13 protein-coding genes are annotated in these 15,750 nt (G+C 35.0%); 7 read left to right on the forward strand and 6 right to left on the reverse strand.

Going from position 1 to position 15,750, the window contains the following annotated elements:
* Window positions 1-54: 54 nt before the first annotated feature.
* The 4 genes from BGP15_RS10155 to BGP15_RS10170 are packed head-to-tail and all read right to left on the reverse strand — an operon-like array spanning window position 55 to window position 6,514.
* A complete protein-coding gene (locus tag BGP15_RS10155) occupies window positions 55-1,257 on the reverse strand; it encodes a TlpA family protein disulfide reductase (protein WP_286769438.1) in 1,203 nt (400 codons plus the stop codon).
* Window positions 1,258-2,622, reverse strand: a complete 1,365-nt coding sequence (locus tag BGP15_RS10160; protein ID WP_286769439.1) for a RagB/SusD family nutrient uptake outer membrane protein — start codon at window positions 2,620-2,622, stop codon at window positions 1,258-1,260.
* Between the two features lie 21 nt (window positions 2,623-2,643).
* Window positions 2,644-6,123: a SusC/RagA family TonB-linked outer membrane protein gene (locus BGP15_RS10165; protein WP_286769440.1), complete on the reverse strand. Its 3,480-nt coding sequence runs from the start codon at window positions 6,121-6,123 to the stop codon at window positions 2,644-2,646.
* 16 nt (window positions 6,124-6,139) lie between these two features.
* The gene (locus BGP15_RS10170) at window positions 6,140-6,514 is read right to left on the reverse strand and encodes a hypothetical protein (RefSeq protein WP_070566618.1); all 375 of its coding nucleotides are present in this window, start codon (window positions 6,512-6,514) and stop codon (window positions 6,140-6,142) included.
* Window positions 6,515-7,509: 995 nt separating this feature from the next.
* On the opposite strand from BGP15_RS10170, the gene BGP15_RS10175 reads away from it, so the two are divergent.
* From BGP15_RS10175 to BGP15_RS10195, 5 genes are all read left to right on the forward strand, one after another.
* Window positions 7,510-8,151 carry a hypothetical protein gene (locus tag BGP15_RS10175; RefSeq protein ID WP_070566620.1) on the forward strand — a complete coding sequence of 214 codons (642 nt, stop codon included), beginning with the start codon at window positions 7,510-7,512 and terminating at the stop codon, window positions 8,149-8,151.
* Between the two features lie 79 nt (window positions 8,152-8,230).
* Window positions 8,231-8,497: a hypothetical protein gene (locus BGP15_RS10180; protein ID WP_070566622.1), complete on the forward strand. Its 267-nt coding sequence runs from the start codon at window positions 8,231-8,233 to the stop codon at window positions 8,495-8,497.
* 413 nt (window positions 8,498-8,910) lie between these two features.
* Window positions 8,911-9,306, forward strand: a complete 396-nt coding sequence (locus tag BGP15_RS10185; protein WP_070567108.1) for a nuclear transport factor 2 family protein — start codon at window positions 8,911-8,913, stop codon at window positions 9,304-9,306.
* A 12-nt stretch (window positions 9,307-9,318) separates the two neighbouring features.
* Complete coding sequence (locus BGP15_RS10190) at window positions 9,319-9,690, forward strand: PDZ domain-containing protein (protein ID WP_070566626.1); 372 nt, start codon at window positions 9,319-9,321, stop codon at window positions 9,688-9,690.
* Between the two features lie 273 nt (window positions 9,691-9,963).
* Window positions 9,964-10,383 carry a hypothetical protein gene (locus tag BGP15_RS10195; protein ID WP_070566631.1) on the forward strand — a complete coding sequence of 140 codons (420 nt, stop codon included), beginning with the start codon at window positions 9,964-9,966 and terminating at the stop codon, window positions 10,381-10,383.
* Between the two features lie 34 nt (window positions 10,384-10,417).
* Here BGP15_RS10195 and BGP15_RS10200 read toward each other — a convergent pair whose 3' ends face one another.
* A complete protein-coding gene (locus BGP15_RS10200; RefSeq protein WP_070566633.1) occupies window positions 10,418-11,845 on the reverse strand; it encodes a hypothetical protein in 1,428 nt (475 codons plus the stop codon).
* A gap of 463 nt (window positions 11,846-12,308) precedes the next feature.
* Entirely contained in the window at window positions 12,309-13,481 is a 1,173-nt protein-coding gene (locus BGP15_RS10205; protein WP_070566635.1) for a HEPN-associated N-terminal domain-containing protein, read from the reverse strand.
* A gap of 135 nt (window positions 13,482-13,616) precedes the next feature.
* Between BGP15_RS10205 and BGP15_RS10210 the strand changes: the two genes are divergently transcribed.
* Together BGP15_RS10210 and BGP15_RS10215 are read left to right on the forward strand one after the other, a co-directional pair.
* Complete coding sequence (locus BGP15_RS10210; protein WP_070566637.1) at window positions 13,617-14,486, forward strand: PD-(D/E)XK nuclease domain-containing protein; 870 nt, start codon at window positions 13,617-13,619, stop codon at window positions 14,484-14,486.
* 284 nt (window positions 14,487-14,770) lie between these two features.
* Window positions 14,771-15,691: a DNA adenine methylase gene (locus tag BGP15_RS10215; protein WP_286769441.1), complete on the forward strand. Its 921-nt coding sequence runs from the start codon at window positions 14,771-14,773 to the stop codon at window positions 15,689-15,691.
* Window positions 15,692-15,750 lie beyond the last annotated feature (59 nt).

The following is a 15,750-nucleotide window of genomic DNA, read 5'->3' on the forward strand; positions in this document are numbered from 1 at the left end:
CTCCCAAGTTTAATATTCTAAAGGCCGAAGTAAATATCTTCGGCCTTTCTGCATTTATTTAGCTAAGTTTTTAACAACAATTTTTTCAATCGTTCGATCCTCTTGTGACACTGTAAATCCAATTGCCTGCATACTGTTTTTAAAAGAAACATAGTCTGTAACCGCACCGAGCTTCACTTTTTCACTCGTATCTTTGACATCCAAAATAATAGGAGGAAAATCAAGATTGTTTATTTCTAACAATGTACAGGCCATTTTTATACTCATTCCGTCACTAGGTTTATTACTATTATTTGCCGACCGTTTTGTTACCAACCATATTTCACTGCTTTCCAAAGCAAATGACACGTTCAATCTCATCCTGTTAGTCATATCGGCTACCAGCGCATTGATACGCTGTTCTTCAGTCCACGATAGTGGCCAAAAAGATTCATAGCAAAATCCGTGATCTTTTAACCATTGTGATTTTGATTCGGCTTGGTAATCCAAAAAATCTGCTTCATCTAAACCAATAAGTTTCACTCTTTCTTTTTTCATTAGGGGCAACTTTCTCACACTGGAATAAGCGTAGTACAAAGCCGGAAGAAGCGATACATTAGTCATTTTGTACCGGATCTTTTCTCCTATCGTATCTCTTTGATAAGTACTCGGCAGGCCATTCTTGTAAGCCGACAATGTAGAGGTTAAATCTGCGTTACCATCAAAAAATTGGAGCTCCTCAAAATCATTCTTAATTGGCCATTGCTTTGTGGTTTTACCCGCCAAAATCTCCTGTATTGACGTTTTGGTAACCATATCGCCAGCAGTAATAGCTATAACTTTTCCTTTGTAAATCCATACCACATGAGGATAACCCTTATGTGGAAATAAATTTTTAAAAGTATTGTCTTCAACTACGACATCCAATTTGTTAGTTTTTGTGTATGCATTCTTTTTGAAGAAATTACTTACTACAGCTCTACTCTCCGGTGATATCGGAAGTATCTTTATTGTTTTGCCAAACGCTACTTGCAGCCTATTATTTTTCGGAAAGGCTTCAATACAGGCCGTACAGTTGGTCATAAAAAAATCTAGAATAACCAAATCAGGTTTCAAGCTTGTAAAGTTGATTTCACCTGTTATCGTTTTCACCTTGTGTTGAACTTCAAATTTATCACCAATTTGAAGTGCGTTATTGTCTTGATCCTGTGCATATAAGCATATAGTATTAAAAAAACACAGGATTATTAGAGAAAGCAAATTTATTTTCATTTTCATCTACCGTTGATTTTGTTGTATTAATGGATTAAATTCTATTACCTTTTTAGGGATTAGAAATGCATCGCGCAAATCATTTGGTTCTATCGAATAGACAACATTGTCGATTAGTCGCCGAAAGGTCTGTTGAAACCTTATATCGTGATTTAATCTTTTCATATCCATCCACCTTAAGTTTCGCATGATCAAAGATTTATTACGCTCGTCCAGCACTTCTTTCAAGACTAATTCCCTATCACCTGAACTGAAATCCAGATACGTATTTTTGACATATCTGGATCTTAATAATTTATTCAAGTATCCAATAGCATCGGTGACCTTATTATTTCTCACTAACGCTTCCGACAAGGTTAAGTAGAGCTCATCCGTAGCTATCCCGCAAAATGTCGAGGCGTTAACAGCGCCATCATATCTTCCCTTAAAGGCATATGTACCATTATTATTGCTTTTAAAATATAGCGTCCTTCGCAGATCATTATTCTTATAGGATTTGATTAGATTGGAATCGATTTTTGCTATAGTCGGATTAATACAGGCATTTGTAAAAGTGACTGCATGAAAAATCACTTCATCGTTAAAACGTACAAAGGGTGCGGATGCCGTCTTACTCAGTGTATTATAATCTATCAGAACCGCATAAAGATCCAGTGCTTCTCTTGCTCTCTTTTCAGCTACCCCATAGTCGCCCATCATTAACCCCAAGCGGGCTAAGGTTGCTAAAGCAGCGGCCTTTGTTGGCCTCGTTTTGATTACACTTTTTTCTGGAAGTAATGGTACCGCCTCTTCTAGATCTTTTTTTATCTGCTGATAGCTATCCTCGAGCGAAGACCGAGATTCAATATAGTCGATGTCCGGATTTAACCGTAATACCAAGCCAAGGATATCCTTTGCTTTGGCGGCATCATACCCCACTGTAAATACATTCAGGAGCTGCATCCAGGAATAAGCCCTAAAAAACAGACCTTCGCCTTTAATGCGATCATAATCTGTAGGGTTGGCATTGCGATCTATATCTTTCAATAAGGTCAGTACCTGATTAGCAATGAGGACAACTTTATATGGAGCCTGCCAATGATTTGTGGCCAATTCAGTCATTGGATTCCATACATGAGCATTTCGATCTTCACTATTTGCTATTGCGTTAAAATTGGCCGCGTTAAGGTAATAGTGATCAGAAGCAATATCCGGAATCGGAGAAAAACTTGAGTTCATCGTACTTCTATTATCGAGCAAGGCATCACAGTCTGCCAATGTCTTCGGTACGAGCATCTTTTGATCTGGTTTCATATCCAGATATTTATCACAGCCTGCAAGTGTTAATAAAGTGCAGGCTAGCATAAAAATAATCTTATTTAATTTCATCATAACTCTTCTTAAAATGTTACCTTACAATTCAACCTTAGCACCTAGTGATAATGTAAATGGTAGCGGAATAGCATCCCTATATTCAGGATCTATGTTGAGTTTGTTGGCTTTCCAAATAATCCAATTAATATTTTTAGCAAAGGCTGTCAGTGCAAGCGATTTACAAAAACCCGGCTTTGGTAATCTATAGGATAAGTAAAGGTCCTGCAGACGCAAATTATCTCCTTTGATGACCAATACTTCAGATTTTTTGTAAAATTCATCTCGCAGCGAATTCAATGGATATTGTAATGATGGAACTACCGTTGCCAATTCGTCACCAGGGTTCTGCCATCTTTTCAAATAATCATCGTGCCCCACACGATTAAGCGCAAAGTCCATTTCAAAAAAAGATTTGCGAAACATATAGTGCCCCCATCGTGCCTGCATATTAAAAGCGAAGGAGAAGTTGCCGATTGAAAACTCGTTTTCCAGCGAGCCGTAAAAAACGGGGCGTCCAGGTCCGACATATTTCATGTTGTCTAGCGAACCGTATAAAATACCGTTATAGTCTGTAGACACTTCACCATTAAGATATCCACGCGGATCACCGTTCTGCGGATCAAGACCTGCGGAAGCAAAAGCGAAAACTGCACCCTCTTCAAATCCTTCGCGCAGGAAACCGCCTGCCGAACCCGAGGTAGTGACGTATGTCGCCGGGCTTGACCATTTATAGGGATATCTGGCAACTTTAGTCCTATTTTTACTCAATAGCAGCTTATTATTCCAGCTGAAATTTCCATGACGTATGTTTTGGCTCATCATTGTGAGCTCAAAACCTTTCCCCCGTAATTCACCACCGTTCTTTGTAACCGATTCATACCCCATGGTAGGGTCAATAGGAACATTTGTGATCAGATCTTTTGAATTCTTGTTGTAGTATTCGAATGTTCCAGAAATTCGGTTCCGAAAAAGACCAAAATCCAAGGCCAAGTTCATGGTCTGTATCTTTTCCCAGGTCAAACTTGGATTAGGCGCCGAACTTAGCGATCCATACGGCAAATTTGTATAAGAGTCTGCTCCATTATAATAAATAATTGGATAGGCACTATACGATGTATTGGCCCTACCAGCGAATCCATAGGTAAATCGAAGTTTCAACTGATCAATGTGATCATTTTTCTCAAACCATTCTTTATCCATTCGCCATGAAACACCTGCTGACCATAGTGGCTGCCATTTGTTATTGGCTCCTATTCCAAATATGTTGGAGGCATCCTGACGCAGGCTACCTGATACGATATACTTTTCTTTAAATTCGTAATTAGCATTAGCAAAGAAAGATACAAAGCGATTTTGCTGCAACATCAGATCTACCCCATCCTCAATCGTACTGCCACCATAACCTTTATTTAAAATCGGAAAAACCGAAGTATAATCTACAGGTAGGTGATTGAGATTTTCGCGGTTGTAACCATATAGGATATTTGCATTTCTAGTGTATTTCTTATCCCTTATCTCACTGCCACCCAACAATTGTATGCGATGCAACTGGTTAGGTGAATGCCAGCTGTAGTTCCCCTGAAAACGTAGCGTATGACTTTCTGTATTATCATTGATGTAGTTCATACGATCGCCAATGGGAATTGGTCTTTTTAATACACTATTATCATTCCACTGGGAATAAAAATTGATCATATTTCTTGCCGCATAGGAGTCAATTCCTACCCAGTCTTCTACCGGATTTTGAAAATTCTGATAAATATAAGCCAGGTTAAGATTGAGGTTATCGATCAATCTGTAGCTTGCCGAAAAATTGATCAGTAGATCTTTTGGATTGGCCAATTGATGGTTCGCGTCTATTTCCTTTAGTGGGTTAAAATGCCAGTCCAATAACTTCCCGTTTCCAGCCGTGTCCCTATAAACCTTTCGTATCGGCACAATATCCACATCTACTGGCTGACCATTATCATCTACCAGCTTGAGGTAAGGCCACTCACTTCCATTTGCATCCGATGCACCGTATGAAATAGTCTGTAAAATACTTTGATCTCGAGCATGTACTTTTGTATATCTTATATCCGTATTGATCTCTAGGTTAGCAATAGGTTTGGCTTTTACTGAGGACCTGAAGGTGTACCGATTATTTTTAGAGGCGATATTTTGATTTTTGTTGACATCAGTTCCCAAAGAGAATAAATAAGTGATTTTTTGATTACCACCTGATACATCCAAATTATACTGTTGGAGAAATGAGTTTCTATAAAAATAGTTGCTGTAATCATCACGGACGTCATATCGCTTAAAATTTTCGATGGCGTTGTCGACATCCTTTTGTACCGCATTTCCACTTCTCAACGCACCAAGCAATTCAATAACCGGACTAACTGTACTGTAGCTATTCCTGTCATTCAGAAAGTAATCATAGTAGCCTTTATCAAATAGATATCTTTCGTAATCTATAAAATTAGTACTCGACATAAATGGAAGCTTATAAATGTCAGGCTTACTTGCAAATGTCAGATTAGACGTAAAATTTACCCTTCTAGGTTGGCTGTAGCTTCCACTTTTACTTGTCAGCACGATGACACCACCGCCGCCGGCCGTACCCCATATGGACGAAGCTACCGCATCTTTTAAGATCGTGACACTCTCAATATCATTTGGATTGATATCACGTACATCGCCTTCATAAATCGCATTGTCCAATACGACTGTCTGCTTAAATGTACCTGATATTGCAGATCTACCACGCATTAAAAGGTTGTTGGGCGGTGTAGCATTATATGGTGATCGGTCAGAAAACTGATAATCTTTATCAATCCGGAGGCTGACACTAGCGTTTTCTAGACGGTCTAATATATTACCCCCAACGCGCTTATTTAATATCTTATTATTGATCAGTTCAAAACTCCCCGTCGCCCGTTCTTTTGGAATCTTTTGGTACCCTGTAGAGACTACTTCCACCTCATCCAATTGATTCTCCAATGGTATCAATTTCACTTGCAATGATACCCCAGCAACATAAGGAAGTTCTAATCGCTTGAATCCCATGTGGGAGAATGAAACTGTACCTTTAGGATTGGAAACTGCTAACGAAAAGGAACCGTCATTTTTGGACGAAGCCTTACCCTTTTCACCTTGCAACTGGATGGACACCCCTTGGATGGGTTTTCCATCACTGGAGGATATGACAGTACCGCTGATAGACAACAGCCCTTCCGCCCCGCTGTCCTTGCGGGGCGTCTGAGCTGATAAACTAAACATATGAAAACTGAACATCATAAGGAACAGGATTAGAATTGTCCTTATGCTAAACATTCCCTTTACACTCTTTGGCGTCGGAATAAGGGTACATGCCGACTTCATCTGCCTCAAGCTATATACTAAACAATCGAAGGGGTGCTTTTTACCCCACGTAAATGGTACTTTTTTTAAATTATAATTTGCGGCATACTTTGTCGCTGCAAGATATGCTACCTTATCCAATAAGGCAGCCATCAGATTTGATCTGTGTTTCATCTGCTTATTGTTAAGGTTAGTCTGTAATTCGTCCAAAAAACTCATGGATCCGTTTTGTTATTTCGAGCTCATCCAAGCTGGATAATGTTGTTTCAGCTTCTGAAATATCAATTTTACTAATGTCCATAAAGTCTTTGTGTATATGGAAGTAGGCAATTAGCAGCGCCATCACCTCCACAGCAAATACCTGCTTGTGGCAGATGTCCAGAACATTCTCGCCAGAAGATCTCTCGGCTGATTTTTTTAATAGTATATTGATCGTATTCTGAATGGTATTGATGTCATACTTGTTCCAAAATTCGATGATCTTTTTAATCGGATCATAAGCAGGTTCATGTGCTTGATATATGGCCAGTTCTAGAGCTAGCACACTTGAATATTTTTGATTCATTTTTAAGGTTCATAAAGATGACTTAGCTATGGCCTTTCCTTTTTATTAGGCATAGCTTCCCCCATAGCAAAAAAATTGCATTCCAAAGAGGTGTCATTGCAGGGAATTTTAGATCCTTGCAGGTTTCACAAATTAAGAATTAACAAAATCCCGCAAAGCGCCCCGAGACGATTACAAAGCATTGATTAGGGGGACATTATGGCGCTTACTGTCGGGAAAGATAAAAAACCGATCTGTAAGCAATAGAAATCTATGCTTAAATTCCTTTATTTTGTTTGGAACAATAAATTTTAAATGCTAATTTTAAGTTGTTGACGCTTGAATAGAGCATTTAAATTTATTATTAAACTGATCTAAAGGGAATGTTGTAAAAACAGACAGATCGGAAAACCTTGAATAAGGGAGTACTTATTTGTATCCTATCGGCTCATTACAAATTGGCGATAGCAGCCCTCTCCTATTTCGGTTTTTAATGATTTAATAAACTATTCAGGCGCGCGGATAGCGTTCTTTATGGGAATAGTGTGTGCAAACCGATGGCTTACCTCCTGGAGGTAACCTGTGGTTTTTTGGTGGGTGTTTTCTAATCGTTTCATAATCATTCATGTTGGTTATTAAACGATGAACCTTTCAAAGCTTGGGGAAGGCGAATTGGTCAAAAAACCAATAAGGCGAACCTTAATGCTTTCTAGTTGAGGAAAACGGTCAAGTAAACCTAACCAAAAAACTACTCGAGTTTTTCGGGTTGCCCCTAGAAAGTCTGACATAAGGCACGCCCTACTGGGTAATATCTACAAAGATATAATAATCCAGCATTAATGGGCGACCTTACGGTGACTCTCGTGGGCAAATTTGACCGTTTTTCCAAAACGAGAGGACATCGTTTAGGTAGAGTTTTATCTCTCTACCCTATTTGTCGCATCGATTAAACAAAGATAAACAATCGATTCCGTTTTTTCAAACAAAAGTACAATAAAATAAGAAACGATATTTTTATGGATAAATACTTTAGCAATATATTTATATCAAATATTAAAGAATTAAGAGTATCGCTTAAAATTACTGAGGCAGTAATGGATATCTTGCTTCAAAAATATAATTTAGTTTATAGCGGAACAGAGAGCCAACTTAATAAAACTATTTCTCTAGATCTAGCTAAGCGAATTTCTAATCTTTTTGGAAAAGACATTGAATATTTTCTCGACAAAGATTGTGTTTTAGTAAGTAAAGAAGCTATCCCAAAAGAGTTGCAAGAGTTTTTAAACAATCAATTACCAAATCTGACAAGTCCAAAAGATTCCTTAAATAAAAAATTTAGCCTTGCCGCTTATGTTATTATATACCTTAAATATTTTAATAGCAAAAAGTCGTTTGCCAATTCAGATATATTACCTCATTTACCATCTCCTCTAAACAAATTAACATCTATTGATTGGACAAGCGGGCTATTGAAAGGATTGGTCACTAATACAAAAAAATATAAGAAAAACCCTAATATAACTGACAAACGCTACCATGGAGAAGTGTTTTACACATTAAATGGACCAATCCCTACAGAAATTATTGATAAAGCTTTAAAAAAAGTTGACTTAGCACTGTTCGAGCCTTTAATTGAAAAACAAAAAAGAAATAACTAACAAACGCGCTACAATTTACGGAGGTAAAGGAGATGGTGATGTTTTACTATGAAAATTCCGAGCAAACTAATTGAGAATAATGACAAAGAAAATATCTGACGTAAGTATTAGACATATTGCTTTCGGAAATAGACAAATAGAGGGATTTTCAAGTGTTACTTGGGAAACCGACGAAATAGTAGTTGAAGATAATGAAATCGACAACTTTTGTTATGTTCTTCTATTTTCTTCAGAGAAAGAGGATCGTTCTTCTGGTTCCGTAGTATCTGAATTTCAGCTTTGTTTTGCTTCTACCGGACAGTCCCATCAATGGAAATTCAAGAAAAATACTATTGTGCATTATTGATAATTGGGAAAAGCATTATTAATCAGATACCGTTTCTGCCTTCTTCCTCCATTAATCTCTTGAAACAATTTCCAGTTATAAAGCTAACCAATGATGAATTCGATATAGTGCAATATGAATTCAATAAAATTCACCAAGAAATGAATAGGCCTGATATGCTTAAAGGAATCATTTATGCACGTATAGCAAACATTTTCGGTGAGACATGTAGGTTTATCCAGAATAGGTATGATACAGAATGAAATTGAGCCAAAATTGAAAAGTCAAATAAAAAAAAGTGTAATCCTTGATGGCAGCGAGATGAGCTAATACTCGCTTTGGATCTATATTTTCAGATTTAGAATAGAAAAGCGCATACGGAAAAAGTGTAAACACCTACTAGCAAATAAATGGGAAACCAACTACCAAAACTTATGAGCGTATCCGTCTTAAATAAAAGGACGGAAAAGATTTTCAAATATGTCGAGGCCTATAATCAGATGGATGCGAAAAATATGATAGCAGAATTTTCTGATGATATTATTTTCAAGAATGTTATGAATGGTGAGAAAACGATGGAATTGCAAGGTATTGAAGAATTTAAAAAACAGGCTATTGAGGCGCTCTCCTATTTCAGCGAGAGAGAACAAGTCATTGAGTCAATAACTCATAATTATAGTACTACCGATATCTCAATCACCTATAGAGCAATCGCGGCGATGGATTTTCCAAATGGATTGAAAAAAGGTGAAGAAATAAGCTTGGATGGGAAGTCGATCTTTGAGTTTTCTGACGATGGTAAGATAATTAGGTTAACGGATATAGTCTAAAAAAGTACAAATATGAAAAAAGCGATCGACTGGGTAAAAGAAGCATTTGAAGGTCAAAAGATTGAGTCCATTTACCTTTACAATACAAGTCAGGGTGTTTGTATCGGCGGCATTGAGGTAGAAAGCGGTGATCTACTTTTGTTCAATAAGAATAAAAGCCCTGTTAAAATTGCTTATAAGCCTGCAAGTTGGCAAGAGAGCGATGACATTCTTGAATTGTTATCAAAAATGGAATTGGGGGAGAAAAAAACAATTGTTTTAAAGCATATAGATCCTTTCAAGCTAAGAGAAATGGCAATTCCCTACGCAGCTGGATTAAGACATAACGATCCTTACAATGTTGTAAAAATCGATGGTAACACCTGTACTATAGATTTTACCTAGTAATAATTTTTTACAATTCTAAACCACTAAACTTATAAATTATGTTCTCATTCGGATTATTCATGTACCTCATATATGGAGGATTTATTGCAATTTGTCTTTACGGGCTGTACTTCGTTCTTTCAAGTCTTCTTGATAGATATCTCGTCGCCAAACGAGATCACACCGCGGCTTTACGCGAGCAAAATGATATTTTAAGAGATATTATAAAATCCGTTAAGCCTAGCGACGACAATACTCCTCCCACTACTATTTAAGTTTATTTAATATTTAATGAATTACGTTGTCATTACTGAAAATGACGTTTCCCAATTGAAGGATAACACAGGAAGAGAGTATCACTTCCCAAAACGCTATTTAAAATATTTAACAAAAGGAACTTTTATCGTTTACTATAAAGGTCGAATAAAGGATTCCTCATTCGCTTCAAAGCGAATGACTCGTGATCCTCATTATTTTGGGATCGCGGAAATTGGAGAAGTTAAGCAGGATAATGATTCTGAGAAAAATGATTACTATGCTGAAATTATAAATTTTAAGCCTTTCTCCTATCCTGTACTTGCTAAACAAAATAGTCAATTTATTGAGAAGATTCCTACTTCAAAATTTCAAAATTATTGGCGCGATGGCGTTCGACCGGTCAATGAAGAAACATTCAATAGCATAATCGTTCTATCAGATCTAAATAGCTAGATTGGAGTAAGAGTATAAAGTAAAATTTATACTCTTAACGTTTTCCATATTTCCTAAATGCAGCAATGAACTGATAAATAAAAAACCCTACTGATATCTTGCCAATATAATCTATAATTAGCGTCCACCAGGAGAACTCATTTTTGTCCACTAAAAAGTCAGCCCTGTGGGTTATATCAATAAAGGAAAAGTAATATCCGATTAATGATAGGTCAAAATCCGAAGAATTAAAAACCCGGCCAACGCTCAGTAGATAAATTATATAAAGCGGTATTGAGATAATCAAAAATCCTAGCAAAGGTCTTTTGATAGATAAGCCATGGTTATTAGATAAGTTGTTAATATTCAATATTGCTCTATCATAACGGGAGATAGTTTTTATTTGTCTTAATGCCTCATGAGAAATAGCTTGAAGCTTTTGTGCCTCGTAGTAATTACCACGGTCTTCAAGTGCCTTTTTCAATTGAAGAAATATTTCATACTGAGCTTTAGCATAATTACTTGGCCTACTATTTGGATAATGTACATTTTCTATGGGTACAAAACTGGAGAAAGTATTATAATCATCAGGGAAATCACAGGAGGTGAATATTGCCTTTGAGAATTTTGTTCGATAAAAAGAAATAATTGGGTATTTGTTAAAAGATACATTGTCGAACTCTACCCCATCCAACTTACTGTTATGAATGCCGATCCTATTGTCAGGATCAGATAATGATATAGGTTCGATTGAATAAATAGAAACCGTTCCTGTTGGTATAAAATCCGAGATATACCAGCTTCTTACTTTTGAATTTTCTAGCGATACATTACCTGCAGGATTTCCAGTAATGGACAATACATTTAAAGACAAACCTTTAAATATTGTTTCTGTGTGATGTTCTCCATCTTTATACGAAATAACTATTTCCGGATAAAAAAACTCCTCTTCCGGTACAAAATTGGAACTCAGATTAATAGTTTGGGGATTGTAAATGTAAAACTTGATAGGATTTTCTAAAAGAATTTGGCTATTTTCAATGTAATGTTGAATAAAAAGACCCTGCCATAGATCTGGTCTAAAATTCTCCTTTGTGAAGTTAATTTGTACTTTAGGAATATCTATTAAAAATAGGCTCGTACTAGTTATACAATTATTTATATCAACACTTTGTAATTTGGAGGTATTAATTTCCCCCGAAATGAAGGAGCCGTAAAATCCAATAGATATATTTTCAGATTTAATTACCTCTACTTCAATTTCAGGAAGTAAACAATTAAAAAAAGCGATAGAAATATGTTGAAAGGGAATCTCTTCTTCATTAATAATTGTCACCTTTTCATAAAGACAATTAAAAAAAGATAATGTACTTTTTCCATCTTGAAAAGGAATATTTTCGAAATCAGCCTTTGTTAACTTTAATACCAGATGAGTATCAGACTTACTTTTTTGTGAGGTGTACGGTATAATTTTTAAATCCATTGCAATTTGCTATACAAAACCAAAATACAAATTTTTCTAATGCTACGCGATCTGTCTTTCCATAATGTTGGCGTCCTAAAATTTATGTACCATATCTCGCTGTGGAATCATGATGTATATGAAAATAAATACTAAGAAATTTAACTTCATACTTTTCTTAAATGGAATAAACTTTCTCAACAGAGAATTGGAATTTCACTTTCTAAATTTTCAGTTCTTTCATATATGAATTGTGCATTTTTTTTGAGTATTTTGAAATTACATATAACAAATGCTTAACTTCACCGTCTCTCCGGACGATCTTAACTGCAGTTCAGCTTAAAGCATTTTTAATTGACTTTCCAATATTTTGCTAAAAAGATAGAGTTCTTAATCCGTTACCTTATTTTTTATTACATACATATTTTCAAAATAATCAGGTTTATTATGATGAGAAATTTCGAACAGTAATATCGATATAATATTATTTTTTTATAAAGGTTTGAATTTTATTTGTTTCAATGGATTTCGGTAAAAATTGCAATTTTTCTTGGCTGGCATAATGATCAAAAAATAGCACCATTGCACTATACCCTAGGTTTTTAGACGATGGGTAAATTATACCATCAACTTTTTGTTTTCCCATATATCTAAAATATTCGGTTACGATTTGCGTAGGAACATAGTTTATATGAACTTTTCCATCTCTTTCAATGGGCTTAGCAAGGTCATTTATAAAATCCTTTAGGAATATTAGATCTTCATACTTTCTTCGCTTATTTATGTCAAATAAACTGGGGAGCAATGGTAATTTACTTAGGTCAACAATTTTTAATTTATCTTTAGTAACGAAATTCGCAATCGTATATTTCGATCCTCGCCAGTTGACATCTAGCGTTTCTCTAAGTGCCGTTTCAGGTTCAAATGCGCAATAAAACATTGATATTCCGGCAGGACTCATTCTATTTGGATTATTACAGTATTGTATTTCAGGAGCGCACATTTGCGTTATGTTCACGATAATTTCGCTCTTATCGTGTTGCCTGCACCTTAAAAGAGAAGTTCCTTCATCCAAAGTTCTGATTAATCCATATCTCATAATCATTTTTTCCGCTTCTTTGAGTATAGTTATCGCACGCTCAGCCTCAAAATCATATTCATTTTTATAAGCGTGAAAAAGATACCTTGCTTTGTGTTTTACAAGGTAACAGAAGTGGGACCATGATGAAGGTCGGGAGTAATGACCGGAATCATGCATCATCTTTTCATCTGCCCAAACCTTTCCGAAATCAATCCAACTTTCCATATCTTCAAAAAGCTTATTAGAATCAATTTCCAAATCGAAGTTGTCCTGAAGTATTTCCCAAGCGTCTAAGTATGGGACGAGATACCCCCCTTCTGCTGAACTATAACTTGAAAATTCCACAGGATCACTATAAAAATAGGCAACGGTTTGCATTAAAAACTTCATGAGATCTTCCAAATGAAGTATTATTTTATCTTTACCACAATAATTACAGGATCCTTTTTTGCCGAATTTTCTTATGTGTGATCGAACTGCGATATCATTGATATGTAAGCTACAGACCTGTTTGTCAGGTCCAAATAAAAGACCATAACCATATAGCTCTTCTGCCTCTTCCATTACTCCACTCATAAAATTTTAATTAATAATCAGTATTTCTTAAAGATATTTCAAATATTCAAACTTCGCAATATTTAAATTAAGTATTATATTGCTTTATCGTTTTTGATTGTCAATTATTTATAAAATGTTAAAAGGGTACAAAAAATGTCAATTTTAGAAAAAGAGGAAATCAATTATTTGTCTGAAAAAATAAAAAATAGACTTAATATAATTGAACAAACCCATTACAATCATTTTAAACAGCAAGAATTAGAAGAGGATTATGTCGAAGACTATCCGGGCTGGACAACAGAGTGGTTAAAAAAAAGTATTCAAGAATTATACGTCATGATTTCTGCTTATCTAGAAGCTAAGCAAATGCCAATTTTATTAAATAATTTCCAAAAGAAATTTCTAGACAGCATAACAAATGATAAAAAAATATTGTTGTCTGGAATTCTCCATCCTGAAGGAGATGATGAGCTAATAATTACAAATGAATTTCGCAGTTTTCTTAGCCCTTTCAAATATTTCGATCACATGCGTATAAACGAAGAAAATGTAGTTAAACTTACTTCTATTTTAAAAAATACTGATTTTATTATTAAAAACTGCAATATCGAAGTTGTGAGAGAAGCGGATATTTACAATCAAGTCAAATGGGTTCTAGGACTATACTATCCCACTTGTCGACTAAAAAATAAGGCATCATTCATTCAAGAGTTCAAAACATATGAGCCGGATATTCTTATCCCGGAATTAAAAACTGCCATCGAATACAAATTTATAAGTAAAGCTTCAGACAATATAGATAATTTCATTGACCAGGTTCGTACTGACGCTAATAATTACGTCGGAGATAGGTCGTATGAAAACTTTATAGCAGTCATTTACCTTGAGGACAGCTCTTTAGCTACTACAAAACAAATTCAAACTTCTTGGAATTCAAAAAATTTTCCATTGAATTGGGAATTAGTCGTTGTAATAGGCTCTCCAACGACACATAAACAAATTATTACAGTTAAAGGTCATTAAAAAAGGATAGAATTCATCTTTTTTACATATAATTAGAGCCAGAAGGAATTAAATGTTATAATAGTCATACTAATATTTATACAAATTAAGATATCGGAATTCTACTTTTACCGATACTATATTAATGTTTTTTTGGTTCAAATTAAATGTGACTATTCAAAATAGGTAGACTACAAATTTAAAATTGGACAGAAAATATAACCCTCTAATTTAAGCCATGTATTGTTTTAGGCATAAAATATATTTAATTTGCACCCATATACCAACTTCCCTAGCGTAGAGAAATGAATGAAATTGAAGTTTTAGAATCAAGTAGTATAGGTACAGTAATTTCTAAAGAGGATAAGTTTAAGGTTTACACTTTTTTAAGATGGACCGGATCAAAAAAATGGTTATTGAAAGAAATTGATGACTATATACCTAAAGCATTTAACAATTATCATGAGCCATTTTTAGGTGGTGGTTCTGTATATTTTTATATCAAAAATTTGGGATTAGATGATAGGAATTTCTATCTATCAGACATAAATAAAGATTTAGTAAACGCTTATAATCAAATTAAGGGTAATCTAGAACCATTAATAAGTAAACTTAAGAAATTTAAAAATACATCGGATTACTATTATAAAGTTAGAGATCATAAGCCAAGGAAACCTGTTAATCAAGCTGCTAAATTTATTTATTTGAATAGGACATCATTTAATGGGATTTATCGAGTTAATAGTAAGGGAGAATATAATGTACCATATGGTAAGAGGCATAATGTCGACATAGTCGCAAAAGACCTTTTGGAGAGCGTTTGTACTCATCTACAGGATACTTCTATAGAATGTATGCCATTTAATGACATAATTAAAAATATAAAAGAAAATGACTTTGTATTCTTGGATCCACCGTATACGGTAAGCCATGAAAATAATGGCTTTATAGAATATAATCAGAAGTTATTTTCTTGGGAAGATCAAATAGTCCTTCGAGATTTAATTATCTATTTAGTTGAAAGAAAAGTGCATTTTTTGCTTACTAATGCAAGCCACGATTCAATTCGCGAATTGTATCAAAACATTCCGCATATTGAAATTAAAACTATTTCAAGACATTGCAAAGTTGGAGGCCGTCTTCATACAAGAAAGACTTATAATGAATTACTGATTTTTAATAGAGGATTTAAATATTGTCACTTCGCATTAGAATGCCTCCACTAGTTCGCATCAGAATGCCCCCACTAATTTCACAAAAAAAACCATTATTCTATTCATTATTA

It is taken from the genome of Sphingobacterium sp. 40-24 (assembly GCF_001899705.1).
GTDB classification, from domain to species: domain Bacteria; phylum Bacteroidota; class Bacteroidia; order Sphingobacteriales; family Sphingobacteriaceae; genus Sphingobacterium; species Sphingobacterium multivorum.

Excerpts from the sequence above, each read along its gene's own strand:
- BGP15_RS10155 (WP_286769438.1), bottom strand. The coding sequence starts at position 1,257 with ATGAAAATGAAAATAAATTTGCTTTCTCTAATAATCCTGTGTTTTTTT.
- BGP15_RS10160 (WP_286769439.1), bottom strand. The coding sequence starts at position 2,622 with ATGATGAAATTAAATAAGATTATTTTTATGCTAGCCTGCACTTTATTA.
- BGP15_RS10165 (WP_286769440.1), bottom strand. The coding sequence starts at position 6,123 with ATGAAACACAGATCAAATCTGATGGCTGCCTTATTGGATAAGGTAGCA.
- BGP15_RS10170 (WP_070566618.1), bottom strand. The coding sequence starts at position 6,514 with ATGAATCAAAAATATTCAAGTGTGCTAGCTCTAGAACTGGCCATATAT.
- BGP15_RS10175 (WP_070566620.1), top strand. The coding sequence starts at position 7,510 with ATGGATAAATACTTTAGCAATATATTTATATCAAATATTAAAGAATTA.
- BGP15_RS10180 (WP_070566622.1), top strand. The coding sequence starts at position 8,231 with ATGACAAAGAAAATATCTGACGTAAGTATTAGACATATTGCTTTCGGA.
- BGP15_RS10185 (WP_070567108.1), top strand. The coding sequence starts at position 8,911 with ATGAGCGTATCCGTCTTAAATAAAAGGACGGAAAAGATTTTCAAATAT.
- BGP15_RS10190 (WP_070566626.1), top strand. The coding sequence starts at position 9,319 with ATGAAAAAAGCGATCGACTGGGTAAAAGAAGCATTTGAAGGTCAAAAG.
- BGP15_RS10195 (WP_070566631.1), top strand. The coding sequence starts at position 9,964 with ATGAATTACGTTGTCATTACTGAAAATGACGTTTCCCAATTGAAGGAT.
- BGP15_RS10200 (WP_070566633.1), bottom strand. The coding sequence starts at position 11,845 with ATGGATTTAAAAATTATACCGTACACCTCACAAAAAAGTAAGTCTGAT.
- BGP15_RS10205 (WP_070566635.1), bottom strand. The coding sequence starts at position 13,481 with ATGAGTGGAGTAATGGAAGAGGCAGAAGAGCTATATGGTTATGGTCTT.
- BGP15_RS10210 (WP_070566637.1), top strand. The coding sequence starts at position 13,617 with ATGTCAATTTTAGAAAAAGAGGAAATCAATTATTTGTCTGAAAAAATA.
- BGP15_RS10215 (WP_286769441.1), top strand. The coding sequence starts at position 14,771 with ATGAATGAAATTGAAGTTTTAGAATCAAGTAGTATAGGTACAGTAATT.